This window comes from Terasakiella pusilla DSM 6293 (assembly GCF_000688235.1).
Taxonomy (GTDB): domain Bacteria; phylum Pseudomonadota; class Alphaproteobacteria; order Rhodospirillales; family Terasakiellaceae; genus Terasakiella; species Terasakiella pusilla.
Map to the genome: position 1 here is coordinate 1 of NZ_JHYO01000011.1, position 22073 is coordinate 22073.

Here is a 22073-nt window from a genome sequence, read left to right on the forward strand (position 1 = left end):
CACCAACTGACGCTCGGAGCGAATGCCAAAGAGATAACCGACCAGTAAAGCCTTAAACAACATAGTCGGATCAAGCGGAGGTCGACCATTATCGGCGCAATATAAAGGCGCCACTTTGTCGTGAATGAAACTGAAATCAATATGCGCATCAATTTTGCGCAAAAGATGGTTGGACGGAACCAGACTATCCAGACTGACCATCTCAAGTTCCGTTTGTTGAGGACCGCGTTTTTTAAGCATTCCTCATTGAATCACAAAGGCCTCGCCAAGGCGAGACCTTTGTCAGCAATCTGAGGCACCTTAAATGAGGTGCCTTTCTCCTGTCTACGGGGTGGAGATATCGGTGATGAGGGAGGGGCCGCGGTCTTTGCCGGACTTTTTGGCGATGGACGAGAGTTTTTGATCCAGGCTGGTGACCGTGTAACCTTTTTGTTCCAGCCGTTCTTTGAGGGCTTGCGGTGTCAGGTCAAAGAGGGGGGCGATCTGTTGAACGGTGCCTTTTTGGACGGCGCTGACAGCCGCGCGCATGGGGTTATTGCCCGTACTTTCCCCGGTGAGGGCCGGATAGGCAAAGGCAAGGCTGGCAACGAGGGAGAGGCCGAGCGCGATGTAGATGCTCTTTCGTTGAAAGTACTTCGAGAAGGCTGGCCAGTTGCGCCAGACGTGAAAGACCACAGGGATCAAAAGCACCATGGAAAGCCATTCATGCATAGCGTGGAAGGTGCGTGACCAAATGTGGAAAAACAGAAAAACGCCTGAGATGGTCGACACGGCAAACAAACCGATTGTCAGCGTGGTGCCATAGGTGCGTAGAAATTGTTTCATGGGACAAACTTCATTGTATAAAAAAGAATATAGGATATTTACGCTCTTTGTGTTTCAGTAGTATGTCCTGAAACGGGGCATTTGTAACGTCCTGTTACGATTAGAAGAGTTATAAAACCCAGTGATGAGCCGCTAATCAGATGTTAGAGTTCTTAGACAGTCTCCCGCAATGGGGGATCGCGCTTATTTATTCAATGCTTGCCGGGATTGCGATCCCGTTTGGGGCACTGTTTGCCCGTATTGAACATATTCACCCCAAGTGGCTGGAGAAAGAGTTCCGCCACAGTGTCATCGCGTTTGGCGGGGGCGCGTTAATCGCGGCGGTTTCTCTTGTGCTGGTGCCGAAAGGGATTGAAACCACGCCGCCTTTTTGGGCGGTCGCATGGTTTTTTGCGGGGGGCGTGTGTTTTTATGGACTGGATCGGGTGATTCAAAGTCATGGGGGACGGTTTTCGCAGCTGATCGCCATGGTGTCCGATTTTATCCCCGAAGCTATGGCGCTTGGCGCGATTCTGCTAGAGGATAAAGGCTCCGCCTTATTGCTGGTGCTGCTGATCGGTTTGCAAAACCTGCCGGAAGGGTTCAATGCCTATCGGGAAATTATTGATCGGGGCAGGCATAAGGCAAAGGTGATTTTAATCTGGTTTTTTGCCATTTCCCTGATGGGGCCGTTATCGGCCTTTATTGGCATGACTTTTTTGTCCGCACAGCCCGCGATCATGGGCGGGATTATGATGTTTGCCGCCGGGGGGATTCTGTATCTAGTTTTTCAAGATATCGCCCCGCAGGCTTATCTAAAACGAAAATGGGCGCCGCCTTTGGGTGCGGTCATGGGGTTTGGGTTGGGCCTGATCGGTCACATGATGTTGTGAACGATCACGCCCATTACCCCTGTTAGCCGAGTTGAGCGAGCAGAGTTTCCGCGTTGGAAACTTCGAACTTGCCGCCCTCTTCCACATTCAACTGTGTGATGGTGCCGTCTTTTACGAGCATGGAGAAACGTTGTAGGCGCGTCCCCATGCCGCGGGCATTCAAGTCGAACTCAAGACCGAGCGCTTTTGCCCAAATCGCACTGCCATCGCCAAGGAAACGGATTTTACCGATGGCGTTTTGGTCCTTGCCCCATGCAGCCATGACAAAACCGTCATTGGTTGCGACACACCAGACTTCATCCACACCTTTGGCTTTGAGTGCATCCAGGTTTTCCACATAGCCCGGAACATGTTGGGCGGAACAGGTGGGGGTGTAGGCGCCGGGTACCGCAAAAATGGCAATTGTTTTCCCTGCCACGGCCTCATGAACGTTGACCTGTTCTGGGCCAAGGGGGCAGGCATCGCCAAATTGCGTGGATTCTGCCAAGACGCCGTCGGGAAGTTTGTCGCCGATTTGAACCGTCATAAATCTATCTCCTAAATATGTAGAAGACGGATATAAGCACTTGAAATCCGCGAAGCAATGGCAGGTTTGCATTAATTTAAAGAGGCGGTCTGTGTTTCTGTTTGATCAGAATAAAAAATGTGGCGTCCGATCTGGGTCGTGCGGTTGAGGCGGTCTGCCCATACCGGGTTGACGTAATCGGCATGATACCATTTGGCTTGTCTGGTGGGATCTGTGTAGATGCCGGCAAGGTAAAGGCGGGCGACTTGTTGGGCGCTGCGCCATGCCGTGAGTTCCTGCGGGTCGTCCTTTTTCCCGTCGCACCACCAAGAAAACTGGCAACGGTGCAAGCGGTATCGGCTTTTCGATTCCTGTACCACATCGCAAATCGTGTCAGGGAAGCGGCTATCGGCAACACGGTTCATGGTGACACCGGCAACGGCCAACTGGCCTTCCAAAGGTTCGGAGCGGGCTTCCCAATAGATGTTGAGGGCAAGGCAGCGGGTTTCTGTTGTGTTGACCACAAGGTTATGGGACATGATCGTGCCGAGTTGGCCTGCAAAGTCCTGACTCAGGGTCTTTTGGGGGATGGGGTCGACTTTTTTAAAGCCGGTGACGCTAAAAAATAGGGCGGCACATACAAATATCATAGCAACCAGCCGCCCGATACAGGGGCGCGCCGTCTTATTGTGCGAACTCATTTATTTATCCACATTTTGTTTCAAAAATGGTCCGACAATAGCGTCGATCAATCTAGTTGATCGCTTCTCGTTAAAGTCTGTGCCAAAAAATGGTCGTTGGCTGGGGGGTCGGACTTTAGCGCGTTTCTCTCAACGCAGGGGTTATATATGTAAAACTGCATATGAAGTCAAGGGGGTTATGTTGCATTGCGGTATAATGTTTCGAGAACGTAATTTTGTTGCATAAAGGGACGGGAATTTCTAATTTGAGTGACCTTTTCACCCCATTTGAAATGTTATCGAAATGAGCTTCGTTTACACCCCGCCCGCGGACCCGCTTGAGGTTTTATATCGAGATGAGAATCTAATTGTTCTGAACAAACCCGCAGGTCTGTTATCTGTGCCGGGCCGGGCGCAAGATCATAAAGATAGTCTGCAAAGCCGTGTTGAGGCGGCGTATGGGGGCGCGCTGGTGGTTCATCGTTTGGATATGGACACGTCTGGGGCGATTGTGATGGCCTTTGATAAGGAGACGCATCGCCACCTTTCCAAACAGTTTGAAATCAAAACGGTTACGAAAGAATATGTCTGTCTGGTCGACGGTCTGGTGGCAGATGAAGAAGGGCAGGTGGATTTGCCCTTGCGCTGTGATTGGCCCAACAGACCTTTGCAGATGGTTGATACTGAGTTGGGGAAAAAAGCACTGACCCGATGGCGTGTCCTGACGCGTCGAGAAGAGGAAGCGGTAACACGATTGGCGCTGACGCCTGTGACGGGGCGGTCGCATCAGTTGCGGGTCCATTGTCTCTCTTTGGGGCATCCGATCCTTGGGGATCGTTTTTATGCGCCGCAAAGCGTGATCTCAAAAAGTGCACGGCTTTGTTTACATGCTGAAATGTTATCGTTTGATCACCCGATGACGGGCAAGCGTTTGTCTTTTATGGCGCCGTGTGAGTTTTAGGCATAAAAAAAGCTGCCGATGGCGGGCAGCTTTTTTATTAGGAATGTAAAACAAATATTTTATTGGGTAGCCGTATTGACGTTACTGGCCAGTTGTTCTGTTTTGCTGCGTAGAGCCTCGATCAAGCTGGAGACATTATCTCCACCACGTTTGATGACAGAGACAAATTCCGCACGCTGGGTCTGGCTCATGCTGACGCCGGCGATCAAGACATCAACGACTTTCTTTTCGCCGTCTTTGTTCTGTTTGACGCGCCAGTCAACCAGAATAGGTTCAGCAACGTTGGGACGTTCGATTTTCGAGCGCACAATGGCGTCAGAATCGTTCTTCTCTAAAGATTCGGTGACGGTCAGGCTAATGTCGTCACCGGAATAATCTTCAAAGCGTTTGGAGTAGGTCACGATGATGAAGTCTTCAAAGAGCTTGAGATATTCTTCTTTCTCAGCTTCTGAAGCCTTGCGCCAATAACGGCCCAGAACCCATTTTCCGATCGCGCGAACATCAAAGCCTTCATTCAAAAGGGTGCGAAACTCTTCATTTCGCTGACCTTCTTCCTGCGTGCGGAAGGAGGCCATGGCTTTATCAGCCATGGTCTGAATGAAAGTTTCTGCTTCTTTCCCAAAGCCACTAGCAAAGGCTGTGCTAGACGCGAAAGCAATTGCTAGAGAAAGAGCCGCGCCTGTGAAAAAACGTCTGGTCATCATGATGAGGCTTATCCTTATCGTGCTTCTGTCAGTTCTTCGTCACCCGGTGAAGGGGCATCAAAATCATATGACAGTTCCGGTGAGTTCTGCACTTTCGGGCCATCATTGTTCTGGATCGCCGCTTCACGACGTTGGCGGTAGAGGCTTCTGAAGGAGGCGTAGGGGTCAAGCGAGTTGTTGCGGATGTCTTCGATCGCATCATAGTAATACGCACGTGTATCAACCGCTGTCAAAACGCCGCGACCAATTGTGATGCCGTCACGATCTGTATTGCGTGCCCACATGTTCAGCGGGTCGGCAAAGTAATCGACAACGCGACCAACTGCGTCACGCGGGTTGCTTGGACCAAAGATCGGCAGAACGATGTACGGACCTTCGCCGACACCCCAGACGCCGAGTGTCTGACCAAAATCTTCGTCATGTTTTTTGTAGCCCATGCCGCTTGCCGGATCGCCAAAGCCCAACACACCTACCGTGCTGTTGATGGCAAAACGTGCAGCAGTTGTACCGGCGCGCGCACCCTCGCCCTGCAAGACGTCGTTCAAAAGAACAACCGGGGCGCTCAGGTTAGCCAGCATATTGTGAATGCCGTCCTGGACGGGCGGCGGCAACAGACCACGATATAGGGTTGCTGCAGGACGCAGGAACCACACATCCAACACAGTGTTGAAACCGAAGACAACGCGGTTCAGACCCTCAATCGGATCATTTACGTCGTCTGCGTTTTGTTGCTGGCTAGCACAGCCTGCGAGAATCACGCCAATAGCGGCGATTCCGGTAATATTTTTTAGCCATCTTTTTGTTTTTACGGGCTTTGTCATCATACACCGTTTTGTTAAAAAATCATTCCCAATTTAGTTGTATTTCAATGATATAGAGATCAGTTCACTGAATTACAATACGCACTTGCATTGCTAGTAAGACAAAATACTCTCACCCCCATGTATGCAAATGTAGATATTGAACTACCATAGCGGAACACAAAAGACTAGTCCTTCGACAAGTAGTAGGAGTATCAATTTCTGATAGGTGTTACATATATGCAACAAGTTCAAAAATTCCTGTTGCAATCACATAAAGATATCTTTATATCTTAAATCGATTTTATCCGATGGGGTGAGTATGGACGCTATTTTATCAGCTTTGAAAGCAATTGGTGAGCCGACGCGCATGCGCGTGATGGCCCTGTGCGCCCAAGGTGACCTGACCGTTTCTGAATTGGTGCATATTTTAGGGCAAAGCCAGCCGCGGGTTTCTCGCCATCTCAAGTTATTGTGTGAAGCCGGATTGCTTCAGCGGTTGCGTGAAGGTAGCTGGGTTTTTCACCGTTTGTCGGCAGAACCCCACAATGCGAGCATGGTTGAAAAACTCGTCAATGTTATCCCTTACGATGATGAAGTGATTGTGCGTGACCTGCAACGTTTGGATGAAGTGAAGCAGGAACGTGCGGCAAAAGCCGCCGCCTTTTTTAATACCAACGCTAAAAGCTGGGGTGAAATTCGGGCTCTGCACGTCGATGATCAGGAAGTGGAGGCCGCCCTTCGTGATCTGGTCACCTTGACGGGGACGGAAGAACTGCTGGATATTGGCACTGGAACAGGCCGTCTGCTGGAGCTGTTTTCGCCATACATAAAGCAGGGCTGGGGCGTCGATCTGTCGTCTGAGATGTTGGCGATTGCGCGGGCGAAAATCGAAGAAGGCGAGCTGGGTAACTGTGCGGTGCGTCAGGGCGATATGTATCAAGTGCCCTTTAGTGCTGACAGTTTTGATCTGGTCACCATCCATCAGGTTTTGCACTATACAGACGAGCCTGCAACCGCGATTGGGGAAGCCGCCCGCGTTTTGCGCAAAAACGGTAAATTGGCCATCGTTGATTTTGCCCCCCATGAAGAAGAAACATTACGCACCCAGTACCAGCATCATCGACTGGGGTTTAGCGACGAAGAAATTTCAAGAATTTGCCGTGATTGTGGATTGAACGTCACCCACGTAAAACATCTGCCCGGCACGCCTTTAACAGTGACCCTTTGGATCGCCGAGAAATAAACTGGAGTATATGAAGTGACCCTTCTAGATGAACAAAAAGCCGTGCTAAGTGGTATCCCCGTCGCGGCCCCCCTGCCGAGAGACGTGAGCGTTTCTTTTGAATTTTTCCCGCCGAAGACGGAGAAAATGGAAGAAACCCTGTGGGCATCCCTGAAGCGACTGGAGCCGCTGGGTCCAAAATTTGTGTCTGTGACCTACGGGGCGGGCGGGACCACGCGTGAACGGACCCACAACACGGTGGTCGGGATCCAAAAAGACACCAGCATGGTTGCGGCAGCGCATTTGACCTGTGTGGGTTCCAGCAAGGCCGAGATTGACGAAATTGCCGATCGCTATTGGGAAGAAGGTATCCGCCATATCGTCGCGTTGCGCGGTGATCCGGAAGAAGGCGCAAATGGGTACACACCACACCCTGATGGTTATGCCTACGCGGTTGATCTGGTGGAAGGCCTTAAAAAACGCCATGATTTTGAAATCAGCGTGGCGGGCTATCCCGAAACACACCCGGATGCGCCGTCTGCCCAGTTTGATATCGATTATCTAAAAAAGAAAGTCGATGCTGGGGCAAACCGTGTCATCACACAATATTTCTTTGAAGCGGAAACTTTCCTGCGCTATCGCGATAAAGCGGTTGCGGCTGGCGTAAATGTGCCGATCGTGCCGGGGATTTTGCCAGTGACAAACTTTAAACAAGTGCTGAAGTTTTCTGCGGCTTGTAACACAAAAGTCCCGGCATGGATGGCGGACCTGTTTGAAGGTCTGGATGACGAGCCGGAAACCCGCAAGCTGGTTGCGGCAACCGTTGCGTCCGAGCTGTGTCGCGTGTTGCATGCCAACGGCGTCAACGATTTCCATTTCTATACATTGAATCGTGCAGATTTGACCTATGCTTTCTGCCATATTCTTGGTGTTCGCCCGAAAGGAGCCCAATCATGAGTACCCGTGAAGACCGTCTGGCTTATTTAGAAGCCGAGTCCAAAAAACGTATCATCGTCCTTGATGGCGCGATGGGCACCATGATTCAGCGCTACAAGCTGGAAGAGGAAGATTACCGCGGGGAGCGTTTCGCCGATTGGAAACAAGACGTTAAAGGCAATAATGATTTGCTGTCGATTACCAAGCCGGACGTGATCAAGGAAATCCACCGCGAATATCTGGAAGCAGGGGCGGATATCTTGGGCACAAACACCTTTTCCTCCACCACCATCGCGCAAGCTGATTATGCCATGGAAGATCTGGCTTATGAAATGAACGTGGAAAGCGCGCGTATCGCCCGTGAGGTCGCGGATGAAATGACCGCCAAGACACCGGATCGTCCGCGACTGGTGGCTGGTGCCATGGGACCGACCAACCGAACTTGTTCTATCAGTCCGGATGTGAATGATCCCGGCTATCGTAACGTCAGCTTTGATGAGTTGCGCATTGCCTATAAATCAGCGGCGCAAGGTTTGTTGGAAGGCGGATCGGATATTCTGATCGTGGAAACCATCTTTGATACCTTAAACGCGAAAGCCGCCCTGTTTGCGATTGAAGAATTGTTTGACGAGCAAGGTTGGCGCGTGCCGATCATGATTTCAGGGACTTTGACCGATGCATCTGGCCGCACCCTGTCGGGTCAAACGGCAGAGGCGTTCTGGAACTCGATCCGTCACGTGAACCCCTTTTCTGTTGGGTTGAACTGCGCGCTTGGGGCTGACTTGATGCGTCCGCATATCGCGGCCTTGTCGTCCGTTGCTGACGTGCGCGTCTCAACCTATCCCAACGCTGGCTTGCCAAACGAGATGGGGGGGTATGATGAAACACCGGAGGAAATGGGCGAAGCGTTGAAAGAATGGGCACAGAGCGGCCTGATCAATGTGGTTGGTGGCTGTTGTGGAACAACGCCGGCCCACATTAAAGTAATTGCGGACTCGGTGAAGGGGATTACCCCGCGTCAGGTGCCGGAACTGGATGTGAAAATGCGTCTGTCCGGTCTGGAACCCTTCAATGTTGCGTCCTAACGAAAGCCGGAAGTTCGAAAAATGACAACTCAACAAGCTACATTTATCAATATCGGCGAGCGCACAAACGTGGCTGGATCTGCCAAGTTCAAACGCCTGATCGCGGAAGAACAGTATGACGAAGCCCTAAGCGTTGCATTACAGCAGGTGGAAAACGGTGCAAACGTGATCGATATCAACATGGATGATGCCATGCTGGACAGTGAGAAGGCGATGGTTCGTTTTCTCAACCTGATTGCGGCAGAACCGGATATCGCGCGCGTCCCTGTGATGATCGACAGTTCTAAATGGTCCGTAATCGAAGCGGGCTTGCAGTGTGTGCAAGGCAAGGCCATCGTAAACTCGATCTCCTTGAAAGAGGGAAAAGAGCAGTTCGTCGAGCAAGCCAAGAAGATCAAACGCTATGGCGCAGCCGTTGTTGTCATGGCCTTTGATGAAAAAGGCCAAGCTGACACAAAAGAACGTAAGGTCGAAATTTGTAAACGGTCTTATGATGTGCTGGTCAATGAAGTGGGCTTCCCGCCGGAAGATATCATTTTTGACCCGAACATCTTTGCGGTCGCAACGGGTATTGAAGAACATAACAATTATGCAGTCGACTTTATCGAAGCGACCCGCATTATCCGCGAACAATGCCCGCACTGTCATATCTCGGGTGGTTTATCGAACGTGTCGTTCTCCTTCCGGGGGAACAATCCGGTCCGTGAAGCCATGCACTCGGTCTTTCTTTATTACGCCGTTCAGGCGGGGATGGACATGGGGATCGTGAACCCGGCCCAGCTAGAAGTTTACGATGAAATCCCGAAAGAACTGCGTGAACGCGTGGAGGATGTGATCCTGAACCGTCGCGACGATGCCACAGATCGCCTGTTGGAAATTGCGGATGAATATAAAAGCAAAGGCGGGTCCAAAGCGGCAACCATTGATTTGTCCTGGCGTGAAAAACCGGTGGCAGAACGCCTGTCTTTTGCTTTGGTGAAAGGGATTGACCAGTTTATCACCGAAGATACCGAAGAAGCTCGTCAGCAGTTTGATCAACCGATCGAGGTAATCGAGGGACCGTTGATGGATGGCATGAACGTGGTGGGCGATCTGTTTGGTGCGGGTAAAATGTTCTTGCCGCAGGTGGTGAAGTCCGCGCGTGTGATGAAAAAGGCCGTGGCCTATCTGATGCCGTTTATTGAAGAAGGTAAAGAAGCCGGATCGGAAAGCGCAGGCAAAGTCCTGATGGCAACCGTCAAAGGCGACGTGCATGATATCGGTAAAAATATCGTGGGTGTTGTCCTGCAATGTAACAACTTTGAGGTCATCGACCTTGGGGTGATGGTGCCGACACAGGATATTTTGCAAGCGGCGAATGATCATAAGGTCGATATCATTGGCTTGTCCGGTCTGATTACCCCGTCATTGGAAGAAATGGTCAATGTCGCGAAAGAGATGAAGCGCTTGAACATGGATATCCCGTTGCTGGTCGGCGGTGCGACCACCTCCAAAGTCCATACGGCGGTCAAGATTGATCCGAATTATCAGCACCCGACCATCCATGTGCTGGATGCGTCGCGTGCGGTCGGTGTTTGTTCTAATCTGTTGTCGCCCGTAAAACGCGCGCAGTATGAAGCGGACATCGCACAAGAATATAAGAAAGTCCGTGAAGCGCGCGCAAAGAAGCAGAAGACAGGCAATAAAATCAGTATTGAGGAAGCCCGTGCGGCCCGTCAGCCGATTGACTGGCAGACCTTTAAGGTCGTGAAGCCTGCTTTCCTCGGAACCAAAACGTTTGACGATTATCCGTTGGAAGAATTGGTGGATCGCATCGACTGGACGCCGTTTTTCCGCACATGGGAATTGGCAGGGAACTACCCGAAAATCCTACAAGACGAGGTGGTGGGCGAAACTGCGCGCAACCTGTTTGATGATGCCCAAGCGATGTTGAAGCAGATCATTGCGGAAAAATGGCTGACGGCAAAAGCGGTGATCGGCTTCTGGCCGGCAAACGCAACCGAAGATGACAGCATCCGCCTGTTTAAAGATGAAGATCGCCGCGAAGATCTGGCGGCCTTCCATATGGTGCGTCAACAGATCCCGAAAGCCGAAGGCCGTTATGATAACTGTCTAGCTGACTATATCGCCCCAAGCGGGGAAGATTATATGGGCGGCTTTGCAGTCACCGCTGGTCACGGCATTGATGTGAAGCTGGCCGAGTTTGAGGCCGAGCATGATGACTATCGCTCAATCCTGTTGAAAGCCTTGGCAGATCGTCTGGCAGAAGCTTTTGCCGAACATATGCACGAACGTGTGCGCAAAGAGTTCTGGGGCTATGCGGCAGATGAAAATCTGGATAACGATGCTTTGATCAAAGAACAGTATCAGGGCATCCGTCCGGCACCGGGCTATCCGGCCTGTCCGGAACATTCAGAGAAAGTTACTCTGTTTGACATTCTGAATGCACCAGCCGAAGCGGGAATCGAACTGACCGAAGGGTTTGCCATGACCCCGACGGCAGCGGTCAGTGGCTTTTACTTTGCCCACCCTGAAGCCAAATATTTTGGTGTGGGTCGTGTGGAAAAAGATCAGGCCGAAGATTATGCCCGTCGCAAAGGCATTAGCCTGAGCGAAGCAGAAACGCTTCTGTCACCTGTTTTGGGGTATGACCCGGAATAAAGCCGATAGACTTGAATGAGCACAGAGCCCCGCTTTAAAACGGGGCTCTTTCTCGTTGGTAAGGGGATTGGTCTATTTGGCTTTACAGCCACAGACAGAGTTGGTGCCCGTTACTTCGTTGGTCCAGTTGCCGTTCCAGCTCAGGTCATAGCTGGAACACGTGCTTTCGCAGATGTCTTTGGCCTTGGAGTTGTTCATGATGACCTTGGACGTCTGGATATCCACCGCATTGCCTTGACCTGTTTGAATATCAAAGAAGATATGGCTCAGGTTGCCGGATGTAATGTTGTTGGGGTTCGCGGTTTTTGTCCCGGCATAATTGTGACAGCCAAAACAGTTGGAAATGAAGCCCGCGTTCAGGTCAACGTTCTGGAAGGTCGTTTCTGCAATCGGGTTCGCCAAACGTAGGGAACCGCGTTGATTGCCAATGTCTGAGTCTTGGTCGATATGGCTGACCCACAAGGCGCCTAAGATGAAGTAGTTTTTCAACAACTGCATTTGTGTGTCGTTGGCGGCCGTAATGTCGGCGCGGTTTTCGTCAGCTTTCAAATCACCATTGGCTGTACCGTCGGGATACTGGCGACAGACTTCGCTTGGTGTACCGGTAATATTGGATGTTTTTTCCGCTTTGTTGAAGTTGCACGCTGGATCTTTAGACGTAAAGGCGCCCGGTAGTTTGGAGGCACATTGCTGGCTGGTGAAGGACCAGGCGCGGTTGCTGGTTTCCCCGCAGTTTGGCGCATTGTCGTTATGTTCAAAGGATGCCCAGACAAATTCCGGATGGTCATCTGTTGCAATTGCCAGATGCATGCCGATTAGCCCGAGTGTTTTACCTGCGAGTTCACCGGCTTCGATTTTTTTGGTCAGAAAAGTGCCTGCGCTGATTTCGTCTGTGCTCAGGATTTTCCAGCCGAATTTCAATTCGGTTGTGCCGGTGGGAAAGTTGGTGATGCCTTTTTTCGCCTGTTCCACAGCGCTGCCGGACAGGTCACACATGGCCCGGTTGAAGCGCATATCATAAAAGGCAGCATTGCCATGTTGATCAAAAATGACGTCCCCGCCGCCTGCTTGATGGGTTGTGAATTGTGTCTTATCCAGCCCTGTGCGCAAAGAGTGGTGATCGACTACATCATCACAGGAATTGGCTGGACTGCCGTCGGCGTTAAATTCAATCAGCGGGAAATTGGCATTGACCTGAAACTGACGCGTGTCGCTGCCCGGTGTGACGGGCGACATCAGGTAGAAGTAGGCTTGCCAGGAAAACTGGTAAAAGTCGCAGAAGTTGGATGTACCATCACTGCCGCTTTTCTTGACTTCCGTCGGCATGGAAGGGGATGTGATCCAGTTTTGATCGACCGTACAGTCAGACGGCGTTGCCGCCAAAGCCGTAGATGAATGTGTCATGAAGCCGATGCAGGCGCAAAAAACGCCCGTCAGCAAGAGTTTGTTAAGTGTCTTCATATAAGTCTCCTCCATTCTTTAGTTACCTAAAGATGTTTTATATTCATATGTTACACTTTATATGGAATAGGCTAAAATTCAATTTATATTTACAATCTTAAGTAATATGTAATTAATAAGTGTATAAATGGCTGTGCTATTCGATTTTACGACCCATCAGTGGCAAAGGGGCAGTGGCAGAGGAGGGATTTAAAGGTAAACGGTTGCGATGACCTGATTGCCTTTGCCGACATAGCTCAGCTTGTCAAAGGACATGGATTTGGCGACGGCAATGCCGCGCCCATGGGGGGCAAACAGGCGGCAGGGGTCGATTTCCATGAAATTCTCGCAGTCGAAGCCTTTGCCTTGATCGGTAATCGTCAGGTCAATCGCCTTGGCGCTCCGCACCAGTTCGACTTTGACAGACCTGTCCTTAAATTCGGGCAGGTTGAGGCGATGTTCGATTTCGCTTTTCCATTTATCTTCCATGATGAGCTGACTTTTCCCATCATAAGAGATCTCGAGATTTCCGTGTTCAATCGCGTTGGTCAACAGTTCATGGATACCTACGGTGACACGGTCGGGGTCAGGATAGGCTGAAGAGAGAAGACCGGTCAGGATGCTTATTTCCGAGAGAGTTCGGATGCGGAAACTTGCCTGTTCGACAAACCGCAGGCCGGATTTTAAGGATTGCTTTTCTTCCTCTATTTCCTTGAAGCGGGTTTTATATTCCATGGCGGATTGAATAACCGCTTCCAGCAGTTTTTGTTCTGTCGTTTTTTCCAGAAAATAATATGCGCCTTCTTTCAGGGCTTCAGTAATTGTATTTGGATCGGTGCTGCAGGTTTGCAGAATAACGGGGAGGTGCCTGCTTTTCTCCGTCGATTTGATGACCTTCAGACAGTCAAGACCCGACATACCACCGGGCATTTTCATGTCCAGCAAGACCACGTCATATTCTTGATGATTATCCTTTAGGGCGTTTAGAACATCTTCGGCACTTTCGCGCATATCGACGCGATAACGTGGCCCGCGCAGTTGATGAAACAACAGGTCGCGCGCATCAGGATAGTCATCAGCGATCAACAGTCGAATAGCTGGGGTGATCATTCTAAAGTGTCCCGTCCTGTATCAGTAAAGGGGAATTAAAGGAGGAAAACAAGGGAGCAAAGGAATTATCCACAGCGTTCATGTTCTAGTCCGGGGAAAGAGGTGCCGGAAAATGTACAGCGATTGGCCCCTGTCCGTCCGCCGATGGCGCGGCAAAAATCCAGTTGGTCGGCGCGACGCAATTGAAAGCCGGAGACTTTGTTCTCTTCATCAAAGCCCATATTCAGGTACCAGAGGTTGGGATCATTTTCTAACGTGAGCAAAGTTGCACGATGGCTACCAACCTGCCCCTGTCCGCGACTATAACAACCATATGCTTTGACGGGCAGCATCATTAAATATTCAGCGGCTTCTTCGCGGTCCATGCTGGGGGCGATCAGTTCTTCCTGACTATCGATCAACTGGTCCGGTGCGTTAGAAAACAGCAAGCGTGCCTGGTCGCGCACGACAACCTGATCTTTCATCAACTCCACGATTTGTGCAAGGTTTTGATCCTTGGTGTTTTTCAGCAAAGTCGCGATTTTACTTAAGGTCCGGTTCATGGCTTTTTCTGTCGCATTGCTGGGGCGGACGGCCTGCGCAGGCGGCAGAGTAAAGCCCGCTTCAGTCAACAGAACGGCAAGGTCCTCGCCACTGCACTGGGCTCTGTAATCAATCTCGTCAGCGAACAGTGCATGGGGTTGCATCATGCGCCAGAGGACAATGGCACCGTCTTTACGCGACAGACCCAAACGTTCGCTCAATGCGCCCTGAATGGCTTTACAGGTGGGGTGTAGGGCCTCTGCGGGGACGCGCCAGAATCCGTTTTCCAGATCGCCAAGTGCAAGGCGCGCGCTTTGATCCCCGATCTTGTGGGTCAATAAGGCGCTATAGCTTGGCGGTTCATTGTGGTGAAGCGGCAGGACAGAATTTTGACCGCTGACGCTGAGGATGCTTTGGATGACGGTTTCGCCCGTTTTACCCTTGAGGTCGAGCGAGGTGCCAAAGTTTTCCAGATAGGAAATGTTGAAGGTTGCAACATCCTTTAGGCTCGCTTCTTCCACAAGGGCAATACGTTGGGAAAAGTCGTCCGCGCGCTTTGACAGCTCCCCAAGGCGGGTTGCGGAATAGAGCGCATGTTTTTGGCTGTAGGCTTGAACGATGGCCTCTGCATCTTTTGTCAGTCCGTCCAGCGTATCTTTGAGCAGGATCATTTCCAGACTGAGGGTAAAGGGGGCGCGTCGTTCGACAAAGAGGGGGGTTAGTGTGCCTTTTGCCTGGTAGCTGGTGGCCCAGCTTTTCTCTTTGCGATCAAAGATGAACAGCGGAACGGGCGGGAATTTCAGGTCATCGCCATTTTTGACATGAGCCATGAAGATGACACTGACGGTGTCATCCGAAACGATGTCGCCAAGCAAAGGAGTGATATCTTGGCTCGCAGTTTCAAAGTGGCTGGAAAGCTGAATGTAATCGGCATCCCGGGATAAAGGGGAGGCATCGATGTTTTGGGTGCTGATGCGTTTTTCAAGTTTGGGCAGGGCCGTTTTGGCATTGAATTCTATTTTAACCGGCGCCTGAACCTTAGGGGGTTCGGGCTCTTTTTTACACGCGGTGAGGCCGAGCGCGACTGTGCCTAACATCAATGCTGTTATAATCAGGTTTCTGCGCATCATTTTTAACCTCTTTATCCCTAATCTGATTTTGTATGTTACTTTTGTTCTTGTTGACCAGAACGATGGCACAGCCTATCACGACTTAAGGTCAGTGTTGAGTGAAGAGTTTGAAATAATGACACATATTCATGTCTATCGTGACAAAGTACGTCCGGAATGGATCGATTACAACGGGCATATGAACGTTGCGTTTTATGTCCTCGCCTTCGACTATGCCACCGAAGGCGTGTTGGACAAGATCGGTATGGGGGAACGCTATTGCACAGAGGAAGGGAAATCGGTTTTTGTGGTCGAATCGCATATTACCTATCAGAGCGAAGTTCTGGAAAATGAACCGTTGGAAATTCGCTCTTACATACTTGGGTATGATTTGAAGCGCATTCACCTCTATCACGAAATGTTTTCGGCAGAAAGCGGGCAAAAATCAGCGACAATTGAAATTATGGCATTGCATGTTGATATGAAATCGCGCAAAACCACAGAAATTAATGAAGTCTTGCTAAAAACTCTGCACAAGTTGACTGTTACTTCTTTGGAAGAGGGGCGACCATCGGGGGCAGGGCGAAAAATCAAAATTCTTGGGAAGAGCGCATAAAAAGCAAAAGAAATGTTTTTTTTCTTTGGTCTTGCGCTACAGATGATTATTCTAAAGTATAATTTCTTTTGAATGATTGAATAAACGGAGATTAGGGGCGTTGGAATATACCGAAAACATAGATCAGGCATTGGACTATGCCCGTGAGGCCATCAAAAAGATGGGTGAAATCGGAATCCCTGCAAACCCGAACAATTTTACGATCTGGTTTCATTATTTCTCCGGCACCTATCCTGACCTCAAGCGGACACTGGATATCCTGATTGCCAATCAGCAGGAATTTACGGAGACCCGTAACTCTGAGATTTTTCAGAAGTTCTTCACGCTGGATCAGGAAAGCGCGACCTTGCATGACGCGACGACCCGCGTGGAAGGCGAGCTGGGGCGATTGATCAATGCCATGGATAAGGCGGATGGCTGCTTTGCCCGTCTGGATGAATCGTTGGGCAGCGCGCAGCGAAAACTCGCGGATGCCGAAGATAAAGAACAGGTGCTGGAAATTACCAACACACTGCGTCAGGAACTGGGTGAGGTGATGTCTGAAAACAGCGTGTTGGAAGACAAGCTCAAGCAATCGGCGGAAGAAATACTGGCCCTGAAAGAAGATTTGGAACGGATGCGCCGCGAAGCCATGACAGATGGGCTGACCGGGATTGCCAACCGCAAACTGTTTGATCTTGAACTGCGCAAATCTTCCATGAATGCCATGGCGAACGGGGAAGATTTGGCTTTGTTGATGCTGGATGTGGACCATTTTGGCCGTTTTAACGGTCACTTTGGGCATCAGGTCGGTGATCAGGTCTTGAAGTTGGTTGCCGTTACCATTAGTGAATGTATCAAAGGCCAGGACACAGCGGCCCGGTTTGGTGGCGATGAGTTTGCCATCATTCTGCCGCGCACCAACCTTGAAAACGCCATGCGTCTGGCAGAGCACATCTGTAAACGTGTCAGCTCCAAAAACATTGTCAATCGCACCACGGGGGAACGATTAGGCAAAGTCACCATGTCCGGTGGGGCCGCGTTGTTTGAGTATGGCGAGCCGGTCAGTCAGTTGCTGGTCCGCGCTAACCAGTCTTTGGATACGGCAGTTGATCAGGGACGCAATCAGGTCCTGTCGCAGGAAGACCTTGAAAAAGTTCGTGCTTAAGCCTGATCTTGTCTAATTTTTAACCCTTGTCGTGTCATACTCTGTCGTTCAGACGGTATGAATGAAGGACATTTGACGTGCCAGAGGGGCGGAGCAGACCTAGCCCATATTTGATGTTGCTGAACAAGCTGGTGAAAAACGATCAGCTTGTCATCACGTTATTGGCTGTCCTGATTGGTGCGGGCGTCGGCTATCTTGCTATTTTATTTCTGGAACTGATCGATTTGATCCAGACCTATATGCTGGGCATCAGTGGCGCGTGGCTTGTGGACTATATCACGCATATGCCAGCGTGGCGGGTGATCCTTATACCTGCTGTGGGCGGGTTGTTGGTTGGATTGTTGCTCCATCACCTCATGCCCGGTGGCAAGCCCAAGGGGCCTGCGGATGTAATCGCGGCCTGTGAGGTCCATGGCGGTCATATTTCCATGCGCGAAGGGGTGTTGGCGACCTTGGCAAGCGCCTTGTCCTTGGGCGCAGGGGCTTCGGTCGGACGCGAAGGGCCGGTGGTGCATATGGGGGCGGCTTTTGCCTCTTGGTTTTCTGAAAAGTTACAGCTTTCGCGCTCCAATGTACGCATTTTGCTGGGCTGTGGAGTCGCGGCTGCGGTGTCGGCCTCTTTCAACGCGCCGATCGCAGGTGCGTTGTTTGCACAGGAAGTTATCCTTAGTCACTATGCCCTTAAAGCTTTTGCGCCGGTGGTGATTTCCAGTATCGCAGGCACGGTCGTTGCCCATCAAGTGGTCGGCAATGTGAAAGCTTTTGAATTACAGGCCTATCACTTTGCCTCTTACCTTGAATTTCCCGCCTTTGCGGGGGTGGGGGTCCTAAGTGGGCTGGTTGCGATCTCGTTTATCTGGTTGATCTTGCGTCTGCAAAAAGAAACGGAAAAATTACCGATCCCGGTCTGGGGGCGTCCGGCCCTTGGCGGCGTGATCGTTGGGGTGATTGCGCTTTGGTATCCTGAAGTCTTGGGTGTTGGCTATGAGGCCACAGACAGCGCGTTAAATGGACAATATGCCTTGACCATGTTGCTGGGGTTATTTGTCTTTAAATTTTTGGCAACGGTGATCTGTCTCGGATTCGGCTTTGCGGGCGGTGTTTTTAGTCCCTCCCTTGTGATCGGGGCGATGTGGGGCGGGACTTTGGGGGTCATTGCAACGCAGATTTACCCTGACCTGTCCTCCGGTCCGGCGGCGTATTCGCTGATTGGCATGGCGTCTATGGCTGCGGCTGTTTTGGGGGCACCGATTTCGACCACGCTTATTATCTTTGAGTTGACGGGTGATTATACGCTGACCATCGCGGTGATGTGCGGCTGCGTCATGGCAACGCTGGTGAATGACCAATTGGGGCGACAGTCGTTCTTTTACGAACAGTTAAAAGGGCGGGGCATTGATCTCATCGACAACTTTAGCAGCGTCATTCTGCGTCAGATCAAGGTCAACGACATCTTGGTGCGCGAAGGTGTTTATGTCAGTGTCGATACCAAGTTGCATGTGTTGCGTAACGAACTGCTGCATGCACCGGACGGGGTGGTCTTTGTGGTTGCTCATGATCGCAGCCTCTATGGGGCGGTGAGTTGGGACAATATGCCGGAAGATATTTTTGATCGGAATCTGGATATGCTGGTGATTGCTGCTGATGTGGCGGATCGCCGTCCACCGGTACTCAAGACCGTTGATAATCTGGAAATTACTCAGGCGATCTTTAAAGAATCGTGTTACGAGCAAATAGCGGTTGTCAGTACCAACGCGGATCGCGCCTATCTGGGCTGTGTGGAAGAACGTGAAGTCATGGCGGCCTACAATCATGCCCTGATGCGAAAAAGACGACAGGAACAAGGCAGCGAATAAAATTTTCGTTCCCCCTTTGTTTCTTTTTAAGGCGATGTTATAAGACAGCTATGAACGATCCATTTGATTTCAGCGATGACGCGTATGATTCTGCCCCCACAACACCTGTGGCGCAGGGTCCGGCCCCTTATGTGACAGAACTTAACCCTGAACAGCGCATGGCTGTTGAGGTAACGGACGGCCCTGTGCTGGTGCTGGCTGGGGCAGGTACGGGGAAAACCCGCGTGCTGACAACCCGTTTGGCCCATATCATGGATCAGGGGCTGGCTTATCCCGGTGAGATCATGGCAGTGACCTTTACCAATAAGGCCGCGATGGAGATGAAGGAACGGGTCGCCGGTATTTTGGGGCGTCCTGTTGAAGGCTGGTGGCTGGGCACGTTCCACGCGCTGGCGGCACGCATGGTGCGCGCCCATGCGGAAGTGGTGGGCCTGCAATCCAATTTCACCATCATTGATACGGATGACCAGTTGCGCCTGCTGAAGCAGATCATGGAAGCGGAGTTTATCGACGAAAAGAAAAACCCGGCCCGTAATCTGATGGGGGTGATCCAACGCTGGAAAGACCGGGGTGTGACGCCGGATAAAGTGTCCCCCAGCGAAGGCACGGCTTATGCCGATGGCGCGGCAAGCCGGATCTATAAAATTTACCAGGAACGTTTGCGTCTGAACAATGCGTGTGATTTTGGCGATCTGTTGCTGCATGTGTTGACGATTTTCTCTCAGGAACCGCAAATTCTGGAACAATATCAGCGCCGCTTCCGTTACATCTTGGTGGATGAGTATCAAGATACCAACGTGTCACAATATCTGTGGCTGCGACTATTGGCGAAACAGCACAAAAATATCTGTTGTGTGGGCGATGATGATCAGTCGATCTATTCGTGGCGGGGGGCGGAAGTCGCGAATATCCTGAAGTTTGAAAAAGACTTCCCCGGGGCAAAAGTGATCCGTCTGGAGCGCAATTACCGCTCGACCGAACATATTCTGGGCGCGGCCTCCGGTCTGATCTCTTACAACGAAGACCGATTGGGCAAGACCCTTCAGCCGCAAAAGAAAGAAGAAGCCATCAAGGTGCGGGTAGAAAGTTTGTGGGATGGAGAGTCCGAGGCCCGTTTTGTGGGGGACGAGATCGAAACCCTGCAACGCCAAGGTCAAAGCCTTGATGAGATTGCGATCTTGGTGCGCGCAGGTTTCCAGACCCGTGAGTTTGAAGAGCGCATGATCACCCTTGGCATTCCCTATAAGGTCGTTGGCGGTTTGCGTTTTTATGAACGTGAAGAAGTGCGCGATGCCATTGCCTACCTGCGGGTGGTGAACCAGCCAAGCGATAGTCTGGCGCTGGAACGTGTGATCAACAAACCACGTCGCGGCTTTGGCCCGAAGGTGATGAGTACCCTGTTTGAATATTCCCGATCAAGTGAGGTGCCGCTGTACGAGGTGATCCGCGTGTTGATTGATACCGATGAGATCGCGCCGAAAGCGCGCGGCGCTTTGCGTCAGTTAATCGAATATTTCGAACTTTGGCGGTCCTTGAAAGAAGGGCTGGAGGTGGATGATCTGGTCGGGCAGATATTGGACGAGTCGGGCTATATGGACTGGCGCGTCGAGGAAGCCAAAAAGGGCAAGGACATGAAAGCCCAAGGCCGGGTGGATAACTTGAAAGAACTTGTGTCCGGTCTCAAAGAGTTTGAAAGCCTGGAAGAGTTTTTGGAACACGTCTCCCTTGTGATGGATGTGAAGGATCGAGAAAACGATCCGAAAGTTACCATCATGACCCTGCATGCGGCCAAAGGTCTTGAATTTGATAACGTTTTCTTGCCCGGTTGGGAGGAAGGGACGTTCCCGAACCAGCGGGCGTTGGACGAGTCGGGCAATAGTGCACTGGAAGAAGAACGCCGTCTGGGCTATGTGGGCATTACACGGGCGCGTAAACGCTCAATTATTTCTTATGCCATGCGTCGTCGGGTGTTTGGTCAGTATAATGACATGCTGCCGTCGCGTTTTGTCGATGAGTTACCGGATATCCATATCCAAAAGGGTGGGGAAACCGGCACCAGTCAAGGCGATTATGGGGGCGGCAACTTTGCCTACAGCGGATTTAATGATCGCGGCGGGCAACGTTTTACCTATCGCGGCAAGCGTGAGACACGGGCTGAAAAACTGGTCACCATTGATGCCTATGACGTCAAGGTATCAGACCCTGCTGACGGGGGCTTCCGTAAAGGGGACCATGTGCAACACGCCAAGTTTGGTAAAGGCGTTGTGCTGAATGTGGATGGGAATAAATTGGATATTGCTTTTGCCACGGGGGGGCGCAAAAAAGTAATGGATAATTTTGTCGATAAAATCTAGGCAGTGCGCAAAATATCAAAAGGTTTATGCGTCGTGGGCTGGAAGCAATGGGGGTCGGGCTCATGATGGTCAGCAGAGGCCGGAAGGTGGATGTTGAGCAGCGGCAGGACCGTTAGAATGTGTTCCAAAAACAGGTCCATATCAGCGAGGTCCGAGTCGGGGAGACTGTCGAATTTCGGGGTTGCTTTGTTGAGCATGAGAATGCTTTGAGTGTTGAGCACATGAAAGATCAATTGGCTTTCAAGGTATTTTACGTGGGATTTTGTTAGGTTTTTGTCCTTACTGGTAATGATGCATACTCTATCCCATGTATTGTCGAGCGTTTGATTGTGTTTTGCCAGTCGGTTTGCCACATGGTCACTTTCCCCGACGTAAATAGCGGTCTTTTGTGCATATTCTTGTAAGTGCCCAAATAAAAAATAGAGGCCTGTTCGATGAAAATCCTGTTTGGCGAGGATGGTGGGCAGTTGACTGCGAGGAGTGACAAATATTTGTCCTGTCCAGTTCATGATCTCGATGGATAAACTCCCATGAGGGCAGCCGTCTAAAAGAAACATTTTTATGGTTTTACTTCGCCTCATTTTACAACCCTGTGCAGCTCTTGTTTACCTTTAGCTGTTAAAAGAATTAACTGTGCCATTTATTAATCATAAACGTTAAAATAC

20 protein-coding genes are annotated in these 22073 nt (G+C 50.8%); 10 read left to right on the forward strand and 10 right to left on the reverse strand.

Annotated elements, in window-relative coordinates; all coding sequences use genetic code 11:
- Both Q397_RS21725 and Q397_RS0108805 read right to left on the reverse strand, forming a co-directional pair.
- The coding region (locus Q397_RS21725; protein ID WP_028878626.1) for a transposase at positions 1 to 240 on the reverse strand (240 nt) is incomplete at its 3' end.
- 84 nt (positions 241 to 324) lie between these two features.
- The gene (locus Q397_RS0108805; RefSeq protein ID WP_028879109.1) at positions 325 to 825 is read right to left on the reverse strand and encodes a DUF4405 domain-containing protein; all 501 of its coding nucleotides are present in this window, start codon (positions 823 to 825) and stop codon (positions 325 to 327) included.
- Between the two features lie 140 nt (positions 826 to 965).
- Between Q397_RS0108805 and Q397_RS0108810 the strand changes: the two genes are divergently transcribed.
- A complete protein-coding gene (locus tag Q397_RS0108810; protein ID WP_038013280.1) occupies positions 966 to 1697 on the forward strand; it encodes a ZIP family metal transporter in 732 nt (243 codons plus the stop codon).
- Between the two features lie 22 nt (positions 1698 to 1719).
- On the opposite strand, the gene Q397_RS0108815 is transcribed toward Q397_RS0108810, so the two are convergent.
- Together Q397_RS0108815 and Q397_RS21730 are read right to left on the reverse strand one after the other, a co-directional pair.
- The gene (locus Q397_RS0108815; RefSeq protein WP_028879111.1) at positions 1720 to 2223 is read right to left on the reverse strand and encodes a peroxiredoxin; all 504 of its coding nucleotides are present in this window, start codon (positions 2221 to 2223) and stop codon (positions 1720 to 1722) included.
- Positions 2224 to 2294: 71 nt separating this feature from the next.
- Positions 2295 to 2903, reverse strand: a complete 609-nt coding sequence (locus tag Q397_RS21730) for a cell wall hydrolase (RefSeq protein WP_051609858.1) — start codon at positions 2901 to 2903, stop codon at positions 2295 to 2297.
- A gap of 283 nt (positions 2904 to 3186) precedes the next feature.
- Here Q397_RS21730 and Q397_RS0108825 point away from each other — a divergent pair, with 283 nt between their 5' ends.
- A complete protein-coding gene (locus Q397_RS0108825) occupies positions 3187 to 3843 on the forward strand; it encodes a pseudouridine synthase (protein ID WP_028879112.1) in 657 nt (218 codons plus the stop codon).
- A 59-nt stretch (positions 3844 to 3902) separates the two neighbouring features.
- On the opposite strand, the gene Q397_RS21735 is transcribed toward Q397_RS0108825, so the two are convergent.
- Both Q397_RS21735 and Q397_RS0108835 read right to left on the reverse strand, forming a co-directional pair.
- Entirely contained in the window at positions 3903 to 4547 is a 645-nt protein-coding gene (locus Q397_RS21735; RefSeq protein ID WP_051609859.1) for an MlaC/ttg2D family ABC transporter substrate-binding protein, read from the reverse strand.
- 14 nt (positions 4548 to 4561) lie between these two features.
- Positions 4562 to 5371, reverse strand: coding sequence for an MlaA family lipoprotein (locus Q397_RS0108835; RefSeq protein WP_038013283.1), 810 nt, complete (start codon positions 5369 to 5371; stop codon positions 4562 to 4564).
- A gap of 298 nt (positions 5372 to 5669) precedes the next feature.
- Here Q397_RS0108835 and Q397_RS0108840 point away from each other — a divergent pair, with 298 nt between their 5' ends.
- The 4 genes from Q397_RS0108840 to metH are packed head-to-tail and all read left to right on the forward strand — an operon-like array spanning position 5670 to position 11254.
- Complete coding sequence (locus tag Q397_RS0108840; protein WP_028879114.1) at positions 5670 to 6593, forward strand: ArsR/SmtB family transcription factor; 924 nt, start codon at positions 5670 to 5672, stop codon at positions 6591 to 6593.
- 15 nt (positions 6594 to 6608) lie between these two features.
- Entirely contained in the window at positions 6609 to 7529 is a 921-nt protein-coding gene (gene metF / locus Q397_RS0108845; protein WP_051609860.1) for a methylenetetrahydrofolate reductase, read from the forward strand.
- Complete coding sequence (locus Q397_RS25195; RefSeq protein WP_028879116.1) at positions 7526 to 8593, forward strand: homocysteine S-methyltransferase family protein; 1068 nt, start codon at positions 7526 to 7528, stop codon at positions 8591 to 8593. Before metF ends, Q397_RS25195 begins: the two co-directional genes overlap by 4 nt.
- A gap of 21 nt (positions 8594 to 8614) precedes the next feature.
- Positions 8615 to 11254 carry a methionine synthase gene (metH, locus tag Q397_RS0108855; protein WP_028879117.1) on the forward strand — a complete coding sequence of 880 codons (2640 nt, stop codon included), beginning with the start codon at positions 8615 to 8617 and terminating at the stop codon, positions 11252 to 11254.
- A gap of 72 nt (positions 11255 to 11326) precedes the next feature.
- Here the strand turns inward: metH and Q397_RS0108860 are convergent, their stop codons facing one another.
- The 3 genes from Q397_RS0108860 to Q397_RS0108870 all read right to left on the reverse strand — a co-directional run bounded on the left by Q397_RS0108860 (position 11327) and on the right by Q397_RS0108870 (position 15456).
- Entirely contained in the window at positions 11327 to 12715 is a 1389-nt protein-coding gene (locus Q397_RS0108860) for a mannan-binding lectin (RefSeq protein WP_028879118.1), read from the reverse strand.
- Positions 12716 to 12904: 189 nt separating this feature from the next.
- Positions 12905 to 13804: an ATP-binding response regulator gene (locus Q397_RS0108865; RefSeq protein WP_028879119.1), complete on the reverse strand. Its 900-nt coding sequence runs from the start codon at positions 13802 to 13804 to the stop codon at positions 12905 to 12907.
- Positions 13805 to 13869: 65 nt separating this feature from the next.
- Entirely contained in the window at positions 13870 to 15456 is a 1587-nt protein-coding gene (locus Q397_RS0108870; RefSeq protein ID WP_028879120.1) for a hypothetical protein, read from the reverse strand.
- Positions 15457 to 15571: 115 nt separating this feature from the next.
- On the opposite strand from Q397_RS0108870, the gene Q397_RS21740 reads away from it, so the two are divergent.
- The 4 genes from Q397_RS21740 (at position 15572) to Q397_RS0108890 (ending at position 21408) form a co-directional block, all read left to right on the forward strand.
- Positions 15572 to 16051: a thioesterase family protein gene (locus tag Q397_RS21740; RefSeq protein WP_038013287.1), complete on the forward strand. Its 480-nt coding sequence runs from the start codon at positions 15572 to 15574 to the stop codon at positions 16049 to 16051.
- Between the two features lie 100 nt (positions 16052 to 16151).
- Positions 16152 to 17198 (forward strand): GGDEF domain-containing protein, encoded by a 1047-nt coding sequence (locus tag Q397_RS21745; RefSeq protein ID WP_051609861.1) that lies wholly within the window; start codon positions 16152 to 16154, stop codon positions 17196 to 17198.
- 113 nt (positions 17199 to 17311) lie between these two features.
- Complete coding sequence (locus Q397_RS0108885) at positions 17312 to 19054, forward strand: chloride channel protein (RefSeq protein WP_038013290.1); 1743 nt, start codon at positions 17312 to 17314, stop codon at positions 19052 to 19054.
- 50 nt (positions 19055 to 19104) lie between these two features.
- Complete coding sequence (locus Q397_RS0108890; RefSeq protein WP_028879122.1) at positions 19105 to 21408, forward strand: ATP-dependent helicase; 2304 nt, start codon at positions 19105 to 19107, stop codon at positions 21406 to 21408.
- Here the strand turns inward: Q397_RS0108890 and Q397_RS21750 are convergent.
- The gene (locus Q397_RS21750) at positions 21405 to 21989 is read right to left on the reverse strand and encodes a GIY-YIG nuclease family protein (RefSeq protein WP_051609862.1); all 585 of its coding nucleotides are present in this window, start codon (positions 21987 to 21989) and stop codon (positions 21405 to 21407) included. The two genes, Q397_RS0108890 and Q397_RS21750, sit on opposite strands and share 4 nt — an antisense overlap.
- Between the last annotated feature and the right edge of the window lie 84 nt (positions 21990 to 22073).

Coding starts and splice junctions, on each gene's coding strand:
- Q397_RS21750 (WP_051609862.1), bottom strand. CDS start 21,989: ATGAGGCGAAGTAAAACCATAAAAATGTTTCTTTTAGACGGCTGCCCT.
- Q397_RS21730 (WP_051609858.1), bottom strand. CDS start 2,903: ATGAGTTCGCACAATAAGACGGCGCGCCCCTGTATCGGGCGGCTGGTT.
- Q397_RS0108815 (WP_028879111.1), bottom strand. CDS start 2,223: ATGACGGTTCAAATCGGCGACAAACTTCCCGACGGCGTCTTGGCAGAA.
- Q397_RS0108890 (WP_028879122.1), top strand. CDS start 19,105: ATGAACGATCCATTTGATTTCAGCGATGACGCGTATGATTCTGCCCCC.
- Q397_RS0108860 (WP_028879118.1), bottom strand. CDS start 12,715: ATGAAGACACTTAACAAACTCTTGCTGACGGGCGTTTTTTGCGCCTGC.
- metH (WP_028879117.1), top strand. CDS start 8,615: ATGACAACTCAACAAGCTACATTTATCAATATCGGCGAGCGCACAAAC.
- Q397_RS0108835 (WP_038013283.1), bottom strand. CDS start 5,371: ATGATGACAAAGCCCGTAAAAACAAAAAGATGGCTAAAAAATATTACC.
- Q397_RS0108865 (WP_028879119.1), bottom strand. CDS start 13,804: ATGATCACCCCAGCTATTCGACTGTTGATCGCTGATGACTATCCTGAT.
- Q397_RS21735 (WP_051609859.1), bottom strand. CDS start 4,547: ATGATGACCAGACGTTTTTTCACAGGCGCGGCTCTTTCTCTAGCAATT.
- Q397_RS0108805 (WP_028879109.1), bottom strand. CDS start 825: ATGAAACAATTTCTACGCACCTATGGCACCACGCTGACAATCGGTTTG.
- Q397_RS21740 (WP_038013287.1), top strand. CDS start 15,572: ATGACACATATTCATGTCTATCGTGACAAAGTACGTCCGGAATGGATC.
- Q397_RS0108840 (WP_028879114.1), top strand. CDS start 5,670: ATGGACGCTATTTTATCAGCTTTGAAAGCAATTGGTGAGCCGACGCGC.
- Q397_RS0108870 (WP_028879120.1), bottom strand. CDS start 15,456: ATGATGCGCAGAAACCTGATTATAACAGCATTGATGTTAGGCACAGTC.
- Q397_RS25195 (WP_028879116.1), top strand. CDS start 7,526: ATGAGTACCCGTGAAGACCGTCTGGCTTATTTAGAAGCCGAGTCCAAA.
- Q397_RS0108885 (WP_038013290.1), top strand. CDS start 17,312: ATGTTGCTGAACAAGCTGGTGAAAAACGATCAGCTTGTCATCACGTTA.
- Q397_RS0108810 (WP_038013280.1), top strand. CDS start 966: ATGTTAGAGTTCTTAGACAGTCTCCCGCAATGGGGGATCGCGCTTATT.
- Q397_RS0108825 (WP_028879112.1), top strand. CDS start 3,187: ATGAGCTTCGTTTACACCCCGCCCGCGGACCCGCTTGAGGTTTTATAT.